Source organism: Bordetella genomosp. 13 (assembly GCF_002119665.1).
GTDB lineage: Bacteria > Pseudomonadota > Gammaproteobacteria > Burkholderiales > Burkholderiaceae_B > Bordetella.
In genome coordinates, this window is record NZ_CP021111.1 from 4,503,840 (window position 1) to 4,522,063 (window position 18,224).

The 18,224-nt window shown below is 67.6% G+C and carries 18 protein-coding genes and 1 tRNA gene; 5 read left to right on the forward strand and 14 right to left on the reverse strand.

Annotated features, from left to right (window positions below; all coding sequences use genetic code 11):
• Nucleotides 1–50: 50 nt before the first annotated feature.
• Nucleotides 51–920, reverse strand: coding sequence for a fumarylacetoacetate hydrolase family protein (locus CAL15_RS20290; RefSeq protein ID WP_086080137.1), 870 nt, complete (start codon nucleotides 918–920; stop codon nucleotides 51–53).
• Between the two features lie 189 nt (nucleotides 921–1,109).
• Here CAL15_RS20290 and CAL15_RS20295 point away from each other — a divergent pair, with 189 nt between their 5' ends.
• Nucleotides 1,110–1,781 carry a FadR/GntR family transcriptional regulator gene (locus CAL15_RS20295; RefSeq protein ID WP_086080138.1) on the forward strand — a complete coding sequence of 224 codons (672 nt, stop codon included), beginning with the start codon at nucleotides 1,110–1,112 and terminating at the stop codon, nucleotides 1,779–1,781.
• Nucleotides 1,782–1,798: 17 nt separating this feature from the next.
• Here CAL15_RS20295 and CAL15_RS20300 read toward each other — a convergent pair whose 3' ends face one another.
• Both CAL15_RS20300 and CAL15_RS20305 read right to left on the reverse strand, forming a co-directional pair.
• Nucleotides 1,799–2,491 carry an LrgB family protein gene (locus CAL15_RS20300; RefSeq protein WP_086080139.1) on the reverse strand — a complete coding sequence of 231 codons (693 nt, stop codon included), beginning with the start codon at nucleotides 2,489–2,491 and terminating at the stop codon, nucleotides 1,799–1,801.
• Nucleotides 2,481–2,888, reverse strand: coding sequence for a CidA/LrgA family protein (locus CAL15_RS20305; RefSeq protein WP_086080140.1), 408 nt, complete (start codon nucleotides 2,886–2,888; stop codon nucleotides 2,481–2,483). The genes CAL15_RS20300 and CAL15_RS20305 overlap by 11 nt, the downstream gene beginning before the upstream one ends.
• Before the next feature lie 106 nt (nucleotides 2,889–2,994).
• Between CAL15_RS20305 and CAL15_RS20310 the strand changes: the two genes are divergently transcribed.
• Together CAL15_RS20310 and CAL15_RS20315 are read left to right on the forward strand one after the other, a co-directional pair.
• Nucleotides 2,995–3,882: a LysR family transcriptional regulator gene (locus tag CAL15_RS20310; protein ID WP_086080141.1), complete on the forward strand. Its 888-nt coding sequence runs from the start codon at nucleotides 2,995–2,997 to the stop codon at nucleotides 3,880–3,882.
• A gap of 46 nt (nucleotides 3,883–3,928) precedes the next feature.
• Nucleotides 3,929–4,855 carry an alpha/beta hydrolase gene (locus CAL15_RS20315; protein ID WP_086080142.1) on the forward strand — a complete coding sequence of 309 codons (927 nt, stop codon included), beginning with the start codon at nucleotides 3,929–3,931 and terminating at the stop codon, nucleotides 4,853–4,855.
• Between the two features lie 79 nt (nucleotides 4,856–4,934).
• Here the strand turns inward: CAL15_RS20315 and CAL15_RS20320 are convergent, their stop codons facing one another.
• From CAL15_RS20320 to CAL15_RS20330, 3 genes are all read right to left on the reverse strand, one after another.
• Complete coding sequence (locus CAL15_RS20320) at nucleotides 4,935–5,390, reverse strand: multidrug/biocide efflux PACE transporter (protein ID WP_086080143.1); 456 nt, start codon at nucleotides 5,388–5,390, stop codon at nucleotides 4,935–4,937.
• A 175-nt stretch (nucleotides 5,391–5,565) separates the two neighbouring features.
• Nucleotides 5,566–6,546: a Bug family tripartite tricarboxylate transporter substrate binding protein gene (locus CAL15_RS20325; protein WP_086080144.1), complete on the reverse strand. Its 981-nt coding sequence runs from the start codon at nucleotides 6,544–6,546 to the stop codon at nucleotides 5,566–5,568.
• A 106-nt stretch (nucleotides 6,547–6,652) separates the two neighbouring features.
• Nucleotides 6,653–7,777, reverse strand: coding sequence for a mandelate racemase/muconate lactonizing enzyme family protein (locus CAL15_RS20330; RefSeq protein WP_086080145.1), 1,125 nt, complete (start codon nucleotides 7,775–7,777; stop codon nucleotides 6,653–6,655).
• 170 nt (nucleotides 7,778–7,947) lie between these two features.
• On the opposite strand from CAL15_RS20330, the gene CAL15_RS20335 reads away from it, so the two are divergent.
• Nucleotides 7,948–8,811, forward strand: coding sequence for a LysR family transcriptional regulator (locus tag CAL15_RS20335; RefSeq protein ID WP_086080146.1), 864 nt, complete (start codon nucleotides 7,948–7,950; stop codon nucleotides 8,809–8,811).
• Nucleotides 8,812–8,829: 18 nt separating this feature from the next.
• On the opposite strand, the gene CAL15_RS20340 is transcribed toward CAL15_RS20335, so the two are convergent.
• From CAL15_RS20340 to CAL15_RS20350, 3 genes are all read right to left on the reverse strand, one after another.
• Nucleotides 8,830–9,609: a sulfite exporter TauE/SafE family protein gene (locus CAL15_RS20340; RefSeq protein WP_086080147.1), complete on the reverse strand. Its 780-nt coding sequence runs from the start codon at nucleotides 9,607–9,609 to the stop codon at nucleotides 8,830–8,832.
• Nucleotides 9,610–9,716: 107 nt separating this feature from the next.
• On the reverse strand, nucleotides 9,717–10,262 hold the full coding sequence (locus CAL15_RS20345) for a MarR family winged helix-turn-helix transcriptional regulator (protein ID WP_086080148.1): 546 nt from the start codon (nucleotides 10,260–10,262) through the stop codon (nucleotides 9,717–9,719).
• Nucleotides 10,263–10,385: 123 nt separating this feature from the next.
• Nucleotides 10,386–11,291, reverse strand: coding sequence for a LysR family transcriptional regulator (locus CAL15_RS20350; RefSeq protein WP_086080149.1), 906 nt, complete (start codon nucleotides 11,289–11,291; stop codon nucleotides 10,386–10,388).
• Nucleotides 11,292–11,484: 193 nt separating this feature from the next.
• On the opposite strand from CAL15_RS20350, the gene CAL15_RS20355 reads away from it, so the two are divergent.
• The gene (locus tag CAL15_RS20355; protein WP_086080150.1) at nucleotides 11,485–12,354 is read left to right on the forward strand and encodes an NmrA family NAD(P)-binding protein; all 870 of its coding nucleotides are present in this window, start codon (nucleotides 11,485–11,487) and stop codon (nucleotides 12,352–12,354) included.
• Nucleotides 12,355–12,509: 155 nt separating this feature from the next.
• Here the strand turns inward: CAL15_RS20355 and CAL15_RS20360 are convergent.
• The 5 genes from CAL15_RS20360 to rnhA form a co-directional block, all read right to left on the reverse strand.
• Nucleotides 12,510–12,584 (reverse strand) — tRNA-Val (locus CAL15_RS20360).
• 52 nt (nucleotides 12,585–12,636) lie between these two features.
• Nucleotides 12,637–13,371 (reverse strand): DNA polymerase III subunit epsilon, encoded by a 735-nt coding sequence (gene dnaQ, locus CAL15_RS20365; protein WP_086081212.1) that lies wholly within the window; start codon nucleotides 13,369–13,371, stop codon nucleotides 12,637–12,639.
• Between the two features lie 16 nt (nucleotides 13,372–13,387).
• Nucleotides 13,388–16,477 carry an efflux RND transporter permease subunit gene (locus tag CAL15_RS20370; RefSeq protein ID WP_086080151.1) on the reverse strand — a complete coding sequence of 1,030 codons (3,090 nt, stop codon included), beginning with the start codon at nucleotides 16,475–16,477 and terminating at the stop codon, nucleotides 13,388–13,390.
• 16 nt (nucleotides 16,478–16,493) lie between these two features.
• Complete coding sequence (locus tag CAL15_RS20375; RefSeq protein ID WP_086080152.1) at nucleotides 16,494–17,576, reverse strand: efflux RND transporter periplasmic adaptor subunit; 1,083 nt, start codon at nucleotides 17,574–17,576, stop codon at nucleotides 16,494–16,496.
• A 138-nt stretch (nucleotides 17,577–17,714) separates the two neighbouring features.
• Complete coding sequence (rnhA, locus tag CAL15_RS20380) at nucleotides 17,715–18,179, reverse strand: ribonuclease HI (RefSeq protein WP_086080153.1); 465 nt, start codon at nucleotides 18,177–18,179, stop codon at nucleotides 17,715–17,717.
• Nucleotides 18,180–18,224: the final 45 nt, after the last annotated feature.

Here is an 18,224-nt window from a genome sequence, read left to right on the forward strand (position 1 = left end):
GTGGCCGGCCCGCCATCGGTTGCAGCGGGCCGTGGCCGGTTAGCGACTTGCTACACGAAGCGGTTCTCGATGCCGCCTATGCCGTCGATCTCGATGCGCACCACGTCGCCCGCCTTGAGAAAACGCGGCGGGTTCAGGCCCTGCCCCACGCCGGCCGGGGTGCCGGTCGCGATGACGTCGCCGGGATAAAGCGTGATGCCGCGCGAACAGGTCTCGATGAGCGTGGGCAGGTCGAAGATCAGGTCTTCGGTGTTGCCGTCCTGGCGCAGTTCGCCGTTTACCCAGCAGCGCACGCGCGTCCGCTGGCCTTCGAGTTCGTCGGCGGTGACGATCCACGGGCCCATGGGGCAGAAGGTGTCGAAGGACTTGCCCAGGTCCCATTGCTGATGACGCATCTGCACGTCGCGCGCCGTCACGTCGTTGACCACTGTGTAGCCGAACACGTGGTTCATCGCATCGGCGCGCGAGATGTTGCGTCCGCCCCTGCCGATGACCACCGCCAGTTCGGCCTCGTAATCCACCTTGTCGGAAATGCCCACCGGCAGGATCACGTCGGCGCGCGGGCCGACCACGGTCTGGGGCACCTTGGTGAACACGATGGGCCAGGACTCGGGATTGGCGTCGTTGTCCTTGAAGACCGAGTCGCGCAGCTCTTTGGCATGCGCGTGATAGTTGCGGCCCACGCAGAACAGGTTGCGCCGCTGCGCAGGCAGCGGCGCCTCGTGCTCGACCTCGTCCAGCCGATAGACCTGGCCGGTGGCGGGAGGCGCCGTGCCGTCCGCCGCCCATTGTTCGACCACCGCCAGCGCGCCGCTGCCGGCCGCCTCGCGCGTCATGTCGAATGCCGTGACAGTGGCGCCGTCGCCCGACACCAGGCCGACCTTGCGTTCGCCTTGCACCTTGAAAACCGCGATCCTCATTGCTGCTCCCGTCGATCGAGTACCAAAACGTACCAATTGAATTGATTACAGTCCAATTGAGGACGATATACCACGCCGCGAACGATTCCCAGCACAAAGCAGCGAAATTCGGGTAAACGACAACAAAGGAAGTGCCGCGCCATTGGACTAATTTGGTACCATCGACAGGACTTCCTCAACGAGACTGTCATGGACAAGGCCTCTGCCATGCGTGCGGCGATTCTGGCGAACCTGCACTCCGGCGCATGGCCCCCCGGCCATCGATTGCCTACCGAGCGCGCGTTGTGCGAGCAGTTCAGCATCAGCCGCTCCACCGTGCGGCGCGCCCTGACCGACCTGAAGGAGCAGGGCCTGATCGCGCAGCGCGTGGGCAGCGGCACCTATGTGACGGCTTCCGACGGCGTGCCGGCTTCGCTGCATGCCATACGCGCCGACGCAATGACCACCAGTCCTGCCGAATTGATGGCCGCACGCCTGGTACTCGAGCCGGCCATCGCTACGCTGGTCGTGCAGTACGCCACGCCCAATGATTTCGCGCTGCTCGCGGAGGCCTGCGACCGTGCCGAGGCGGCGGACAGCTTCGAGGAATTCGAACGCTGGGACACGCGGCTGCATGAACGCATGGCCACGGCCACGCACAACCGGTTCATCGAGAAGGTGTTCGCCTTGATGACGGTAGCTCGATCGCACGCGTCCTGGGGCGCCTTGAAACGCAAGAGCCTGACGCTCGAGCGCCGCGAGGCCTATCAGAGCGAACACCGTGAGATCGTCGACGCCCTGAAGGACCGCGACGCGGAACTGGCCGTGGCCCTGGTGCGCAAGCACCTGATGCACGTGCGCGAGAATCTGCTGGGCGGCTGAGCCTTTCCCTTCGCGTTTCAGGCCATCAGCCAATACACCACGGCGGGCGTGACGAACACGTTGAACAGGCCCGCCAGCACCATCACCAGGCCCGCCACGGCACCCTCTTCCGCGGCGAACTCGCGGGCCTTGGCCGTGCCCGCGCCATGCGCGCCCATGCCGAACAGGGCGCCGCGCGCCAGCGGCGAACGCAGCGGCAGCCAGGCGCGCAGCCACTGCCCCATGATGGTGCCCAGCACGCCGGTGACGATGACGAACACCGCGGTCAAATCCGGCTTGCCGCCCAGATGCTGCGAGACCGACATCGCGAAGGGAGTCGCGATGGAACGCGGCAACAGGCTGAGCCGCATGTCATCGGGCAGGTCCAGCATCAGGCCGAGCATCCACGCGCTGGCGCCGGCGATGACGCTGCCGACCACCACGCCTGCCACCAGCAAGGGCCAATAGCGCCGGATCAAGGCGCGCTGCTCGTACAGCGGCAGCGCAAAGGCCACCAGCACGGGCCCCAGCATGGCCATGAGCCAATGCGATCCGGACATGTAGCCCGCGTAGCCCGCATGCAGAAGCAGCGCCAGGGCCAGCAGCAACGCGGGCGCCATCACCAGCGTCGACGTCCACCACGCCGGCAGGCGGCGGTAGGACCAGCGCGAGGCCGCGTAGGCGGCCACCGTGGCCAGAGGCCAGAAGACCAGTTCCGCTTCAGGCCGCACGGCGATGCATCCAGCGATAGCAGAGGTCGATGGTAAGCGCCGTGCCGGCCATGACCAGCAGCGTGCCCAGCGCGATGGCCGCCAGCAGCTTCAGGCCCAGCACACCGACGAACTCGCGGTGTTCCAGCAGGGACATCACCGCGGGCACAAAGAACAGCAGCATCTCGGCCAGCAGCCAACTGGCGCCGCGATGTACCGTGCGCACGCGCAGCCGGCCGGTGGCCAGAAATGCCAGCAGCATCAGCAGGCCCACGATGCCGCCCGGCACGGGCAGCCCCGACCATGCGGCCACCTGCTGGCCCGCCAGCGCGAAAAGGACGATGAGGGCGATCTGCAGCAGACGGCTGCGGCGCAGGGCGATACGGAACTGCAGCGAAAGAAGACGGCGGGAAAACATGGCGATACCGGAAACACGATTCCTTTGTACGCCTGCGCGGCCCATAGATAAAATGAATTCTTTGAATCTGCAGTATTCGAACTTGGAATAACGGATCGAGGCGCCCATGGAACTACGACCCTTGCGTGCCCTGGTGGAAATCGTGCGCCAGGGCGGCTTTTCGCAGGCTGCCCGCGCCGTCCACGCCACCCAGCCCACGGTCAGCAAGGCCGTGCGGCAGCTCGAGGACGAACTGGGCATGGCGCTGCTGGACCGCCAGGCGCAGCCGCCGCGGCTGACGCAGGCCGGCGAGATCGTCTATCGCCGGGCCGTGTCCATGCTGGCCGAGCGCGAGGACCTGCGGGCCGAACTGGACGAACTGCGCGGCCTGAAGCGCGGCACGCTGCGGCTGGGCCTGCCGCCGCTGGGCAGCGCGTCGCTGTTCGCCCCGCTGTTCGTGCGCTTTCGCAGCCGCTATCCGGCCATCGACATCAGCCTGGTCGAGCACGGCAGCCGGCGGCTGGAAGAAATGGTGATGGCAGGCGAACTCGAACTGGCCGCCTCGCTGACGCCCGTGCCCGCCGACTGCGAATGGCAGCCGGTGGCGCGCGAGCCGCTGATGGCGCTGCTGCCGCCCGACCATCCGCGGGCGCGCGACAGCCGCGTAGGGCTGCGCGACCTGCGCGACTCGCCCTTCATCCTGTTCGAAGGCGGCTTCGCGCTGAACCGGATCCTGGAGCAGGCCTGCCGGCGCGCGGGGTTCTCGCCCACGACCGCGGCGCGCAGCGGCCAGATCGACTTCATCATCGCGCTGGTGGCAGCCGGCCTCGGCGTTGCGTTCCTGCCGCGCATGGAGGTGCAGTCGCGCCGCCACGGCGGCGTGCGGGTGGTGCCGCTGGAGGACCGGGGAACGGACTGGGAAATGGGCCTGATCTGGCGCCGCGGCGGCCATCTGTCGCCGGCGGCGCAGGCATGGCTGGCGCTCACTCGGCAGGCGAGGCCGGCGCCGGCGTGACGCCGGGCGAAGCCGGCCCGGGAACCCGGGACCGCTCGAGCGGTCCATGATTCTCATGCCCTCCCTGCTCCGCCCTTCGCTGCGCCGCCTGCTCGTTGCCGCCGTCCTGGCCGCGGCGGGCGCGGTGGGCTGCACCCAGCTCGACTCGTGGCAGCGATCGGCCATCTTCTCGCCGCAGACGGAGCAACAACGCTGGTGGCGCGAGCCGCGCGACGGCACCGAGGTCTACGACCTGGTGCTGGCCAATGGCGACAAGGTACATGCCTGGTATTGGCAGGCGTCCCGCGCCGATGCGCCCACCGTGCTCTACCTGCACGGCGCGCGCTGGAACCTGAATGGCGGCGCGTTCCGCATCGACGCCTGGGCCCGCATGGGGTATTCGGTGCTGGCCATCGACTATCGCGGTTTTGGGCAATCGACGCCGCTGCTGCCTTCCGAGGACACGGCGTTCGAAGACGCCTCGGCGGCGCTGGCCGAACTGGCGCGGCGCCAGCCGGATCCCGCGCGCCGCTTCGTCTACGGCCACAGCCTGGGCGGCGCCATCGCCATCGACCTGGCCGCGCGGCCCGACATGCCGGCCTTCGCGGGCCTGATCGTCGAGTCCAGCTTCACCAGCATCGCCGCCATGCTGGGCACGCTGAAGTGGGGCAAGCTGCCGGGCGCAAGCCTGCTGGTGACGCAGCGCTTCGCATCGATCGACAAACTGGCCACGCTGACCACGCCGATGCTGTTCCTGCATGGCACCGCGGACAGCGTGGTGCCGCACACCATGAGCGACGAACTGTATGCCGCCGCGCTGAAGGCGCCCGCGGACCTGAAGCGCCTGGTGAAGATCGAGGGCGCCTCGCACTCGAACGCCATACGCAGCGGCACGGTGTACGACGAAGCGGTGCGCAGCTTTATTCGGGATGCCAGCGGCGCCTATGCGGCGCCCGCGGTGGGCACTGCCGGAGCCCAGGCTTCGGCGGAGTGAACGACGCGGCAATCCAAGCGGAGACGAGAAGCGAGCAACGCGCGATCGGCGCGCCCGGCGACGCCGGGCGCGTCACGCTTCAGGCCTGGCCCGGCTGCGCGGCGGGACGCCCCCACCACCTCGCCCGCAGCTTGTCGTAGGCCAGGTTGTAGAAAAACGCGTAGGGCAGATAGAAAGCCAGCAGGCCGATGTCCAGCAGCAGCGCCTGCCACAGCCCGATGCCCAGCCACAGCGCGGCCAGGGGCACCACGATCAGCACCAGGCCTCCCTCGAATCCGCAGGCGTGCAGCACGCGCACGGGCAGGGTGCGGCGCAGCGCCCAGCGGCGCTCCAGCCGTTCGAAGCCGGCGTTGTAGACCATGTTCCACAGCAGCGCGACCGTGGCGATGGCCGCGGTGAGCAGCCCCATGTCGAGCATCGATTCCTGCATGGCCCAGGCGGCCGCGGGCGCGCTGAGGCCGATGGCGATGATCTCGAAGAAGAACGCGTGCAGGAAGCGCTCGGAGAGGGATTTCGACTTGTCGGGAGACTTCATTCGGTGGAAAGCCGGTCAGGCCGGCCGCGGTGCGCGATGCGCGATACGGAACGCAGCCGAAACCATACCGGATTCGCGCGACGCACGCAGGCGCGGTGCGGCGACGCGGGAGCGCCGCACCGCTACAGGCTTGCCGGCCGCCCTGGCGGGACCGCGCCATGCCTATGCCTGTTTCTCAGCCCTCGGGCTGGATCCTGGCCTGGCGGATCACCTCCGCGTACTTCTGCCGTTCGCCCCGCGTGAAGTCGGCGTAGCGCTGGCGGCTGCCGCCGCCGTCCTCGGCGCCGACCTGGGCCAGCCGCTCGACCACGTCCGGCATGGCCAGCACCTTGGCGATGTCGGCGTTGATGCGGTCCGCCACCGGCGCCGGGACGCCCGCCGGCCCGTCCATACCGAACCAGATGCTGGCCTCGAAGCCTGCATAGCCTTGCTCGGCCACGGTGGGCACGTCCGGATGAGAGGCGGAACGCTTCGACAGCGTCTGCGCCAGCGCACTGGCCTTGCCGGACTTGATCAACGGCGTGGCGGTGGTCATGCCCTCGAAGGCATAGTGCACGTGGCCGCCCATCAGGTCCGTCATCAGCGGCGCGGATCCTTTGTAGGGCACGTGCAGTACGTCGATGCCGGCGCGGGCCTTGAAGATCTCCAGCGCCAGGTGCTGCGCGGATCCGGTGCCGGCCGAACCGAAGATGATCTTGCCCGGCTGGCTGCGGCACAACGCCACCAGTTCGGGCAGCGTCTTGGCCGGCTGGTCCACGTTGCCCACCAGGATGGTCGGCGTCTTGCCCACCAGCGCGATGGGCGTGAAGTCCTTCTCCACCGTATAGGCCAGCTTGGGCTGCAGCCCCGGCGCGATGCCGTGGCTGTTGATGTGCGACATCAGCAGGGTGTTGCCGTCGCCCGCCTGCTTGGCGACGTGGTCTGCGGCGATCACACCCGCCGCGCCCGCGCGGTTCTCGACGATGACCGCCAGGCCCCACTCGGCGGCCAGCTTCTGCGCCAGGAGGCGCGCCAGCACGTCGGTGCCGCCGCCGGCGGGAAAGCCCACCACGATGCGCACCGGTCCGGACGGAAGGGTCTGCTGCGCGCGCGCGGCGGGCCATCGTGCGGCGGCAGCGGCCGCGACGGCCGTGGCAAGGAACTGTCTGCGTTGCATGAGTCGTCTCCTGTGCGCCCGTCGTGCGGGCGCGTTTGTCGTTATGCATCCTGGACGGCCGCCGCGAAAGCGGCCGCTGCCCGGGCCATGGGCCCGGCATCGGGCTTCAGCGCACCGCCACCCACTTGCCGTAGCGGCCCACCTGCTGCTCGTCGAACGAAAAGCCCAGCCCCGGCTCCTGGTGCAGGATCACGCGGCCGTTCTTGTGCTCCAGCTGCCGGTCGATCAGGCGGCGGAAGTTGAGCACCTGGTCGTCCCAGAAGAACTCGACGTAGCGCGCGTTGGGCGTGGCCGCCACCAGCGGCGCGTGCAGATCGTGGAACCAGTGCGGGCACACCACCACGCCGTAGCTGGCCGCCGTGGCGGCGATGCGCTTCCATTCGGTGATGCCGCCGCACACGGCCGCGTCGGTCTGCAGGATGCCCGCGGCGCCCTTGTCCAGCAGCTCCTTGTGATACCAGCGGCCGTAGCCGATCTCGGCGGTGGCGATGGGCACGTGCGTCAGGCGCGCCAGCTTGGCGTGGCTGTCCACGTCGTCGGGGCCGAACGGTTCTTCGATGAAGTACGGCTCGTACTGCTCGAAACGGCGCACATACTGCATGGCCTGCGTCACGTCGATCCAGGCGTTGTTGCAGTCGAGCATGACTTCGACGTCGGGACCCACCGCCTCGCGCGCCGCCTTCAGGCGCGCCTCTTCCTCGCGCGGCGAGAGCCTGCCCGTCTTCATCTTGACGGCCTTGAAGCCCTTGGCCGCATAGCTGGCCATTTCCTCGCCCAGCATGGCGGGCGTCTTGCCCTCGAGGTAGTAGCCGCCGCTGGCATAGGCCGGCACGCTTTCCAGCTCGACCGCGCCAAGATAGCGGTGCAGCGGCATACCGGCCGCGCGCGCGTTCAGGTCCCACAGCGCCGTGTCCAGCGTGCTGATGGCGCGCATCACCGTGCCCTGGCGACCTTGCAGCAGGGCCTCCTGGTACATGTCGCGCCACAGTCCCTCGACCGCATGCGGATCGCGCCCCAGCAGCACCGGGGCCAGCAGGTCCTGCACCGCGGCCACGAAGATGCTGCCGGCCGCGCTGCCCACGTAGCAGAAGCCGATGCCTTCCACGCCCTCGTCCGAGCGGACCTTCACCAGCCCGTAGTGGCGCGTGCTGACGGTACGGTTGGAGAACGACGTGACCTTGTCCAGCGGAACGGCGGCGGCGCAGACTTCGACGGAAACGATCTTGGGCATGGATACTCCTGTGCTTGCAGCGGATGAGGCCGGGAATCCGGCACGAACCCCGCCATTCTTCCCGCCCCCGGACCAAGCTCCAATCGCTTTCCAGCGGATTCAGAAAGAGCCAAAAGCGCTTTCCGTGCATAGAATGGGGCTTCTTCCTGCTTCCGTCCGGTCCTCCAGCCATGGATTCCCGCTTCCTGCACACCTTCATCGTCGTGGCCGAACGCGGGTCGATCGCCGAGGCGGCCAGGCACCTGGACCTGACGCCCACCTCGGTCGCGCAACGACTGCGCGCCCTGGAAGCCGACGTGGGCAGCCGCCTGATCGTGCGCGCGGGCCGCACCGTGAAGCCCACCGTGGCGGGCCTGCGCGTGCTGGACCATGCCCATGCCGTGCTGCGCGAGGTGCGCGACCTGAAGTCGGCGGCATCGGACACCGACCTGCCCGCGGGGCCGCTGCGCATGGGCGCCACGCCCACCGCGCTAACCGGCATCTTTCCCACCCTGCTCAAGCGCTGGGTGGCGCGCCATCCGCACATCGAAATCTACATCGAGCCGGCCTCGACCACGCTGCTTTACGAGCGGGTGCTGAACGGCCATCTGGACGCGGCCGTGCTGGTGCATCCGCTGTTCGACCTGCCCAAGACCTGCGATTGGCAAGGGCTGCGCGAAGAGAGGCTGGTCCTGCTGACCCCGGCGGACACGATGGTGCGCGACCCGTTGGAAACCGCCGCCAGCGAGCCCTTCATTCGCTACGACCGCAACGTCGTGGCCGGCAAGCTGGCCGACGAATACCTGGCCGCGCAGGGAGTGCATCCCAAGGTGCGATTCGAGCTGGACGGCATCGAATCGATCGCCAAGCTCGTGTCCGAAGGATTGGGCGTGTCCGTGCTGCCGGACTGGCCGGTGGTGGGCTCGTTTCCCGCCAATCTGAGAAAGTGGGACTTGCCCGCGCCCTGCCCTTCGCGCACGGTGGGCGCGCTGTGGCTGAGATCCAGCGTGCGTACGCCGCTGGTGCAGGCCTTTGTGAACATGGCGCAGGGCTGACCTGGCCGGGCCCTCGTGCTAGGCGCTCTTGGCGATCAGCAGCACGGCCACGGAAGCGAGGAATGCAAGCAGGATCCGGCGGAACGCGACCTCGCTGAGACGCGTGCGCAATCGGCGTCCCAGGCTCATCCCCATCGCCATGGGAGCGACAGCCAGCAGCGACACGGCGGCCTCGGCCCAGCCCAGGCGGCCGTGGTAGGCCAGCGAGGCATACAGCGGAATCACCCCGAACAGATAGATGATGCTGATGCTGCCGACGAACTCTTCGCGCGGCAGGCGCAACGCCAGCAGATACGTGATGATGAACGGGCCGGTGAGCGACGACAATCCGCCCATCGCGCCGGCCAGCACGCCCACCAGTATGCCGAGCGGCGTTTCCTTGCTGCGCGGGATGGCCTTGTCCGGGCGGTAGAGCATGAGGATCACCGCGCATATCACCGACAGCGCGACCAGCAGGTTGAGCAGGTCCAGCGGCAAGGCGAGCGCCAGCCTGACGGACAGCACCGTGCTGACCAGCAAGGCGAGCGACAGCCACCTGAAGCGCGTGAACTGCCGGACGGGTTCGGCGGCCCGCGCCGCCTGCCACAGGTTCGAGCACAGCACCGGCACCGCCAGCAGGCTGATGGCCGTGGGCGCCGGCAACACCAGTACGAGCAGCGGCACCGCGAACAAGGGCATGCCGACGCCCAGGGTGCCCTTCACGATGCCGGCGCCCGCGAAGACCAGCGCGGCGAACGCGAACAACGCATATTCCGGGACCTGCGTGTAGGTCCAGGGCAGCGCCGTCAGGAATTCCATGGGGTGTCTCGTCCAGGTTCCGCGGTACGCGCGGAGAATCGTCGCGGAGGGACTTCCGCTGCCGGGAATATTATTAGAGATCTAAGAATCAGGCAAATCGCCCGGTCTCAGCCGGCGGACGAGATGCGGCGCGAGAGTTCGCGCGTCGAAGGTATCTTGCGCTGCGCGCTTTCCATTTCGGCTTCGTCCTCGGCCATGTTGGCGACGATGGTCAGCAGGACCTTGCGGGCGGTCTCGATCTCCGCCGTGGTCAGGCCGCGGGTACCGGCCGCGTTGACCTCTTCGGCCAGCGGGATAAGCGTCTTCTTCAGCGCGCGGCCTTGCCGCGTCAGGAACACGTGCACGTTCTTGTTGTTGCCGGGCAGGTGCCTGCGCTCGATGTAGCCCAGAGACTCCATCGCCTTCATGGCCGAATAGGTCGTCGGCTCCATCACCCCGGCGCGTTCGCTCAGTTCGCGCTGGGTAAGCCCATCCTGCTGCCAGAGGATGCGCAGGAACGGCCAGTGCCCGAACGAGACGTTGTGCTCGGCCAGGCGCATCTGCAGACCGCGCGCGAAGGCGCGCGTGGCATCCTTCACGACGTGCGCAAGCCGGTCATCTGGAATGGCGTCACGCCAGCGGTCCGGAGCTTTCCTGGTGTCTTTCGAAGTCATCGACGGAGCGGTTGCTTGGGATCGGGATCGGGATGGGGAAAAATCTTACCCGAGAGCGGTTGCGCCGGCGCCTCATGCGCAAAAGAGCAGGAGCCGGATCGCATCCAAGCCCTTAGGAGTGACTCATGGGGAAGCGTGGCTATCCGGGGCTCGCAGCCCCGTCAGGGCGAGCGAGTCTTCCGCGTACCGCTCGCACAGGAAGTCCACGAACGCGCGCACTTTGGGGGCTGGCAGCCGCCTCGAGGTATGCAAGACCCAGAGCCCGACATCGACGCCTGTGACCACGCCCCATTGAACCAGCTTCCCACGCGTCAACTGTTCCCTGGCGATCGACTGCGGAATGAGCGCTACGCCGGCGCCGGCCACGGCCGCGTCACGAATCATCAGGAAAGACGAGAGTCTGATCCTGGGCTCGGGATCCAGTACCAGGCGTCCGCCGTCCAGGCTCCACCGCGTGGGCTGAAAGGTGGAATAGACGATGGCGGGTACAGAGCGGGGCTCGCCCGGGTCAGGGACGGGCACGGCGGGCGCCGCGACCACGACGAGCCGGTCCTTGGCGAAGCATCGTCCTACCAAGTTGCTGTCCGGACTGGGATTGACGCGAATCGCCACATCGAATTGTTCCTCGACCAAGTCGACGGCGCGGTCCTCTGCCACCACGTCCATCGCCACGTCCGGATATCGCGCGCAGAACTCCGCCGCGATACGGCCCATGGCCAATTGCGAGAACAACACCGGCGCAGCGATGCGCAATTGGCCTCTGGGCGCTGACAGACCGTCCCGCACCGCTGTCATGGCCTCCGCCACTTCCTGCATCGGGCCGTCGGCGCGCGTCATCAGCTGCTGGCCGGCCTCGGTGAGTTTCAGTCCCCTGGCGCTGCGCTCGATGAGCCGCGCGCCGAGCTTCTCTTCCAACTCGGCGACGCGCCGCGAGAGCGTCGCCTTGGAGCGGCCGCTGGCACGGCTTGCCTTGCCGAGGCTGCCGTGCGCGGCGACCAGAATGAAGTCGGAGAGGGCATTCAAGTCCATTTCGTCTCAAATTTGAGATGGTGCGTTCGAATTTTATCGTCTTCGTTTTACTCACGTAACGGCTGATCATGTCCTTACCGCAACTTCAAAGGCAATAGCACGGACCCCGCTTCAGCAAGGTTGTGGCGCAGTTCTCCGGTAATCCGTTCCCTATGCCGATCCATCCGTTTGATTTCATTCCCAGGAGATTCACATGAGCATTCTCGTTACCGGTGCGGCAGGCACCATTGGCTCTCTCGTCGTTGATGGCCTCGCCGCGGCAGGCGCTGAAATCAAAGCGCTCGTCCGCCGGCCCGGCAAGCGCAGCTTCCCGACCGGCGTGGCCCAGACGGTCGGCGACCTGACCGACGTGCCATCGATACGGGCGGCACTGTCCTCTGTGCGAACCCTGTTCCTGCTCAACGCGGTGACGCCGGACGAAGTGACCCAGGCTCTCATTACCCTGAACCTGGCGCGGGAAGCGGGTATCGAGCGCATCGTTTATCTGTCGGTCATCCACGCCGACAAGTACACGAACGTGCCGCACTTCACCGGCAAGCATACGGTCGAGCGCATGATCGGCAGTCTGAACCTCCCGGCCACCATCCTGAGGCCCGCGTATTTCATGCAGAACGAGCGCACGGTGCAGCAAGTCATCCAGGGCTACGGCGTCTACCCGATGCCGATCGGTTCGGCCGGCGTTGCGATGGTGGACACCCGGGACATCGCCGATGTCGCCGTGGCGGAACTGTTGCGCCGCGATGCAGCGCCCGCGCCGCTTCCGCGCGTGACGCTGGACGTGGTGGGCCCCGAGCGCGTGACGGGCGCATCCGCCGCCAAGACCTGGAGTGAGGCCTTGGGCCGTGATGTGGTCTACGGCGGCGACGACGTCGTGGCTTTCGAACGCCAGATGGCCTCGTCTGCGCCCGCGTGGCTGGCCTACGACATGCGTCTGATGATGGCTGGCATCCAGGAGTACGGAATGCACGGCGAGGCGGACGCGATCGAGCGGCTGCAAACCATTCTGGGGCGCCCCTTGCGTACCTATGCCAACTTCGTCACGGAGAGTGTCGCAGCAGCTTGACCGCAAGCCGTGCGCAATGAAGGGCCATATCGATAAAGCCCGCGCCGCCTCGAAGGCCTGGAAGCCCGCGGGCCCGAAACGAAAAACGCCAACGAAAAACGAAAAACGCCGGCATTTGCCGGCGTTTTTTCGATTGGGGATCACACTGGGAATTCTGGTGGGTGGTACAAGTTTCGAACTTGTGACCCCTGCCGTGTGAAGGCAGTGCTCTACCACTGAGCTAACCACCCAAAGAGGCGAAATTCTAGCACGCGATTTTTGGTTTGCGCAAGCGGGCCGTTTTCAGGCGGCTTCGGCCGCGGCGTCAGCGGGTTGTTCCAGCCTGCGCCACACGCACGCACCGCCCGCGGCCTTGTCCAGCGCATCGAGGTAGGCGGCATGTTCGGCCAGTTCTTCGGCGCTGGCGGCGACTACCGTCAGCACCGAAGCGTCGAACTTGCCGAGCACCAGGCCGCCGCCGGCGCCCTGCTGGCCGTCGTCGGTATCGATCAGCAGCGCGTCCTGGCCGCGCGTCATGGCCAGCCACACCTCGGCCAGCAGTTGCGAGTCGAGCAAGGCGCCGTGCAGCGTGCGGTGGGCGTTGGAGATGCCGAAGCGGTCGCACAGCGCGTCCAGCGAATTCCGCTTGCCGGGGAACAGCGAGCGGGCGTGCAGCAGCGAGTCGGTGATGACGGCGCAGTGATCGGCGATGGGGCCGCGGCCGACCTTCTCGAGTTCGGCGTTGAAGAACTTCACGTCGAACGAGGCGTTGTGCGCGATCAGTTCGGCGTCCTTGATGAACTCGATGAACTGCTCGGCCACCTCGGGAAAGCGCGGCTTGTCGGCCAGGAACTCGGTGGTCAGGCCGTGCACCGCCAGCGCCTCGGGGTCGCTGTCGCGGTCCGGGTTCAGGTAGATGTGCAGGTTCCGTCCGGTAACGGTGCGGTTGACGATCTCGACGCAGCCGATCTCGATGATGCGGTGGCCCTGGGCGGGGTCCAGCCCCGTGGTTTCGGTATCGAAGACGATCTGGCGCATGGGTGAATCTGTGGTCTCAGTCTGATCCGGCCGGCGCATGGCCGGCGCCGTGCGGGTGCGTGGCGGCGGCGCCATGCGCCTGCGGGCGCGACGACGCGATCAGCGAATACGCCACCGGCACGACGAACAAAGTCAGTAGTGTACCCAGCGACAGACCGCCCACCAGCACCCAGCCGATCTGCTGGCGCGATTCGGCGCCAGCGCCCGTGGCCAGCGCCAGCGGCACGGTGCCCAGCACCATGGCGCCGGTCGTCATCAGGATGGGGCGCAGGCGCAGCACGCTGGCTTCGACCACGGCCTCGGCCAGGTCCATGCCCTGGTCGCGCAACTGATTGGCGAATTCCACGATGAGAATGCCGTGCTTGGTGATCAGGCCCACCAGCGTGATCAGGCCGATCTGGCTATAGATGGACAGCGTGCCGCCCGTGAAATACAGCGCGGCCAGCGCGCCCGTCATGGAGAGCGGCACCGACAGCATGATGACCAGCGGATTGCGCCAGCTTTCGAACTGCGCGGCCAGCACCAGGTAGATGAAGGCCAGCGCCATCGCGAAGACCAGGTAGATGCTGCCCGACGAATTGCGGTATTCGCGCGACTGGCCGTCCAGGTCCGTCACCACGGTGTTGGGCAGCACCTGGCGCGCCACCTCGTTCATGTGATCGAGCACCTCGCCCAGCGCATAGCCGGGCGCCACGGCCGCCTCGAGCTTGACGGCGCGCATGCGGTTGAAGTGGTTCAGCGACTGCGGCGAAACGCCTTCGCGCACGGCCAGCAGGTTGTCCAGCCGGACCATGCTGCCGTCGCGGGCGCGCACGTAGATGTCGGAGATGTCGCCGGGATTGGCGCGGTCGCGCGGCGTGACCTGCACGATCACGTCGTACTGCTCGCCCTCGTCCTTGTAGCGCGTGACCTGCCGGCCGCCCAGCATCGATTCCAGCGTGCGGCCCACCACGTCCACGCCTGCGCCCACGTCGGCCATCTTGTCGCGGTCCACCTGCACGCGCAGTTCGGGCGTGTTCAGGCGCAGGTCGGTGTCCAGGTTGAGCAGGCCGGGATAGTCGCGCAGCGCCGCCTGCATGGCGCCCGCCAGCTTGGCCAGCTCGGGATACGAGGCCTGGCTCATGATGATGAATTCCACCGGCTTGGAGCGCGACGACTGCCCCAGCGACGGCGGATTGTTGGGAAACGCCCGCACGCCCGGCAGCGAGGCGAAGCGCGGCTGCAGCTCGCGCGCGATCTCCTGCTGGCTGCGCTCCCGCTCGTCCCAGGGCTTCAGCCGCAGGATGGCGGTGCCGTCGATCACGGTGGGAAAGCCCACGGTGACCTGGCTGATGGCGCCTTCGGGCACGTCGGCGTAGAACTTTTCGATGTCCTGCATGTTGGCCAGCGTGTAGGCCACGGTGGCGCCGTCGGGAGCGGTGACGAGGCCCTGGATCACGCCGCGGTCTTCCACCGGCGCCAGTTCGCTCTTCACCACCTTGAACAGCACGCCGCTGGCGCAGGCGACCAGCACGCCCAGCGCGATGACGCCCCAGCGCCAGCGCAGCGCGGCGCGCAGCGCGCGGCGATAGCCGCGGCCCAGGCCTTCCAGCCAGCCCTCGATCATGCGATAGACGTAGCCATGGCTGGTCTGGTGGCGCAGCAGGCGCGAGCACATCATGGGCGTCAGCGTCAGCGCCACGAAGCCGGACACCAGCACCGAGCCGGCCAGCGTCAGCGCGAACTCGACGAAAAGCTTGCCCGTGCGGCCCGTGGCGAACGCCAGCGGCGCGTACACGGTGACCAGCGTCAGCGTCATGGCCACCACCGCGAAGCCGATCTCGCGCGATCCCTGGATGGCCGCCTGCATGCGCGGCATGCCGTCCTCGATGTGGCGGAAGACGTTTTCCAGCACCACGATGGCGTCGTCCACCACCAGGCCGATGGCCAGCACCATGGCCAGCAGCGTCAGCGTGTTGATGGAGAAGCCGAACAGGTACATCAGCGCGCAGGCCCCCACCAGCGACACCGGTATGGTGACGATGGGAATGATGCTGGCGCGCAGGTTGCGCAGGAAGAAGAAGATGACCAGCACCACCAGCACCACGGCCTCGAGGATGGTGTGGAACACGGAGTCGATCGACTCCTCGATGAACACGGAGGTGTCGTACGCGATGTTCAGCCGCATGCCGGCCGGCAGGCTTTCGTTGATGCGTGCCACCTCGGCGCGCGCCGCCTGCGACAGCTCGAGCGGGTTGGCGGTGGACTGGCGCGTGATGCCGATGTTCAGCGCCGACTTGCCGTTGAAGCGCGAGATGACCCGATCATCCGCCGCGCCGATCTCGACCTGGGACACGTCGCGCAGCCGTACCGGATAGCCCTTCACGTTGGCCACGATGACGTTCTCGAACTGCGCGGGCGTCTGCAGGTCGGTGGACGACACCACGGTGAACTCGCGGGTGCGCGACTCGATGCGCCCCGCCGGGATCTCGACGTTCTGCGACAACAGCGCCGACTCGACGTCCTGCACCGTCAGTCCGTAGGCCGCCAGCTTGTCGCGATCGACATAGATGCGCATGGACGGCAGCCGCTCGCCGAACACGCGCACCTCGGCCGCGCCGGGCAGCACCGACAGGCGCGTCTTGACGTAGCGGTTGATGTAGTCGGAAGTCTGCACATTGGAGTAGGTGCCGGACTCGACCGCGATGTAGATGATGGGCTGCGAGTCGGCCTCGACCTTGCCGATGATGGGCTCGTCGATCTCGTCGGGCAGGAAGCGGCGCGCGCGCGATACCTTGTCGCGCACGTCGGCGGCCGCCGAATCGGGATCGCGCGACAGGTGGAACTTGATGTTGATCAGGCTGCGCTCGGAGCGGCTGCGCGAGGTCATGACGTCCACGCCCTCGATGCCGGCCAGCTGGTCTTCGAGCGGCTTGGTGACCTGCGACTCGATGACCTCCGGCGACGCGCCCTTGTAGGTGGTGTCCACCGACACGATGGGCTCGTCGATGCGGGGGTACTCGCGCACGGTGAGGCGCGAGTATGAAATCAGGCCGACCAGCACCACGATCAGCGACAGCACCGAGGCGAAGACAGGACGCCGGATGCAGATCTCGGAAATGACCATGGCGCTGCCTCTCTGGTTAGGTTTTGCCCGCCACCTGGACCGGCGCGCCGTCGGTCAGGCGCTGCAGGCCCGCCACCACCAGCTGGTCGCCGGCGGCCACGCCGGTCAGGATCTCGACCCTGCCCTCGCGGCGCTCGCCGATGGTGACCTCGACACGTTCCGCGCGACCATCGCGCACGCGGTACACGTACTGGTTCTGGCCCGAGGGCGACAGCGCCGCCTCGGGCGCCACCAGCGCCTGGTCCTGGCCGAACATCAGCTGCACGCGGGCGAACATGCCGGGACGCAGTGTGGCGTCGCCGTTGGGCACGGTGGCGCGCAGCAGCAGCGAACGGCCGCCGGCGTCCACCAGCGGACTGACGGCATAGACCTCGCCCGAACGTTCCTTGCCCGGCATGGCGTCCAGCCGCATGGTCAGGCGCTGTCCCACGCTGACCTTGCTGAGATACATCTCGGGCACGCGGAAATCGACCTTCAACGGATCGATGGATTCGAGCGGCGCCAGGCTCTGGCCTTCGCTGACGTAATCGCCCACCGACACGTCGCGCAGGCCCACGATGCCGGAGAACGGCGCGCGTATGGTCATCTTGTCCAGGCGCGCCTGGGCCAGCGCCGTGGCGGCCTGCTGCACCTTCAGTTCGCTGGCCGCGTCGTCGCGCGCCTGCATGCTGACGAACCCGCGCCCATGCAGGTCGACGGCGCGGCGATGGCGGCTTTCGGCCAAGGACAGATTGGCGCGGGCCTGAGCAAGCTCGGCGCGCGGCACCGAATCGTCGAGCCGCACCAGCACCTGGCCGCGCTCGACGGCCTGGCCTTCACGGAACTCGATGTGCTGCACGCGGCCGGCCACTTCGGGCCGCAACACCACGGACTCGTCGGAACGCAGGCTGCCCACGGCGGCGATGCCTCGCGCGAAAGGCACCTGCTCGACCTGGATGACTTCCACCCGCACGGCCTGCGCCCTGGTCGGCGCGGCGGGGGCGGCAGCGGCGGCCGGCGCCGCATCATGGGATTGCAGCAGGCGGGGAAGAAAGAGGCCCAGGGCCGCTCCCGCGGCCAGCCCGGCCGCCAGGACGGCGGCCAAGTAGACTTTGTTCATGCACGGACTAAAGGCGAGGCCGCAGCGCGACGGTGTGAGAACGGATACTGCGAGCCAAGCACTTTAGCATCTGGCTTTACAACCTGGAACAATTATGGCCCTCGCGGGGGGATCGCTAGGGTATGTCCCAGGATCGCGTCAGCGCGGCGCGCGCAGGCTGTCCACGCCTTGATTGGCCAGCGCGTCGGCGCGTTCGTTGCCCGGATCGCCCGCGTGGCCGCGCACCCAGCGCCACGAGACCTGGTGCCGTCCGACCTGTTCGTCCAGGGCCTGCCACAGCTCCGCGTTCTTCACGGGCTTCTTGTCGGCGGTCATCCAGCCGCGCCGCTTCCAGTTGGCCAGCCACTCGGTCATGCCCTTCATCACGTACTGCGAGTCGGTATGGATGGTCACCGCGCAGGGGCGTTTCAACGCGCGCAGGCCCTCGATGACCGCCAGCAGTTCCATGCGGTTGTTGGTGGTGCGGGCCTCGCCGCCGTGCATAGTTTTTTCGTGCGCGCCGGCGCGCATCAGCACGCCCCACCCACCCGGTCCGGGATTGCCCTTGCAGGCGCCGTCGGTCCACATCTCGACCTGCTGGACGCCGCTGTCTGTTGCTTGCATGGTTTCCTTGCGTGTTGCACGCCCGCCGCGCGGCGGGCGCGTGAA

What these genes read in the sequence shown, in the direction of transcription:
- CAL15_RS20320 (WP_086080143.1), bottom strand. Translation starts at nt 5,390, where the DNA reads ATGAAGTCTCCCGACAAGTCGAAATCCCTCTCCGAGCGCTTCCTGCAC.
- CAL15_RS20340 (WP_086080147.1), bottom strand. Translation starts at nt 9,609, where the DNA reads ATGGAATTCCTGACGGCGCTGCCCTGGACCTACACGCAGGTCCCGGAA.
- CAL15_RS20350 (WP_086080149.1), bottom strand. Translation starts at nt 11,291, where the DNA reads ATGGACTTGAATGCCCTCTCCGACTTCATTCTGGTCGCCGCGCACGGC.
- CAL15_RS20355 (WP_086080150.1), top strand. Translation starts at nt 11,485, where the DNA reads ATGAGCATTCTCGTTACCGGTGCGGCAGGCACCATTGGCTCTCTCGTC.
- dnaQ (WP_086081212.1), bottom strand. Translation starts at nt 13,371, where the DNA reads ATGCGCCAGATCGTCTTCGATACCGAAACCACGGGGCTGGACCCCGCC.
- CAL15_RS20310 (WP_086080141.1), top strand. Translation starts at nt 2,995, where the DNA reads ATGGAACTACGACCCTTGCGTGCCCTGGTGGAAATCGTGCGCCAGGGC.
- CAL15_RS20375 (WP_086080152.1), bottom strand. Translation starts at nt 17,576, where the DNA reads ATGAACAAAGTCTACTTGGCCGCCGTCCTGGCGGCCGGGCTGGCCGCG.
- CAL15_RS20295 (WP_086080138.1), top strand. Translation starts at nt 1,110, where the DNA reads ATGGACAAGGCCTCTGCCATGCGTGCGGCGATTCTGGCGAACCTGCAC.
- CAL15_RS20335 (WP_086080146.1), top strand. Translation starts at nt 7,948, where the DNA reads ATGGATTCCCGCTTCCTGCACACCTTCATCGTCGTGGCCGAACGCGGG.
- CAL15_RS20305 (WP_086080140.1), bottom strand. Translation starts at nt 2,888, where the DNA reads ATGTTTTCCCGCCGTCTTCTTTCGCTGCAGTTCCGTATCGCCCTGCGC.
- CAL15_RS20325 (WP_086080144.1), bottom strand. Translation starts at nt 6,546, where the DNA reads ATGCAACGCAGACAGTTCCTTGCCACGGCCGTCGCGGCCGCTGCCGCC.
- CAL15_RS20330 (WP_086080145.1), bottom strand. Translation starts at nt 7,777, where the DNA reads ATGCCCAAGATCGTTTCCGTCGAAGTCTGCGCCGCCGCCGTTCCGCTG.
- rnhA (WP_086080153.1), bottom strand. Translation starts at nt 18,179, where the DNA reads ATGCAAGCAACAGACAGCGGCGTCCAGCAGGTCGAGATGTGGACCGAC.
- CAL15_RS20345 (WP_086080148.1), bottom strand. Translation starts at nt 10,262, where the DNA reads ATGACTTCGAAAGACACCAGGAAAGCTCCGGACCGCTGGCGTGACGCC.
- CAL15_RS20370 (WP_086080151.1), bottom strand. Translation starts at nt 16,477, where the DNA reads ATGGTCATTTCCGAGATCTGCATCCGGCGTCCTGTCTTCGCCTCGGTG.
- CAL15_RS20290 (WP_086080137.1), bottom strand. Translation starts at nt 920, where the DNA reads ATGAGGATCGCGGTTTTCAAGGTGCAAGGCGAACGCAAGGTCGGCCTG.
- CAL15_RS20315 (WP_086080142.1), top strand. Translation starts at nt 3,929, where the DNA reads ATGATTCTCATGCCCTCCCTGCTCCGCCCTTCGCTGCGCCGCCTGCTC.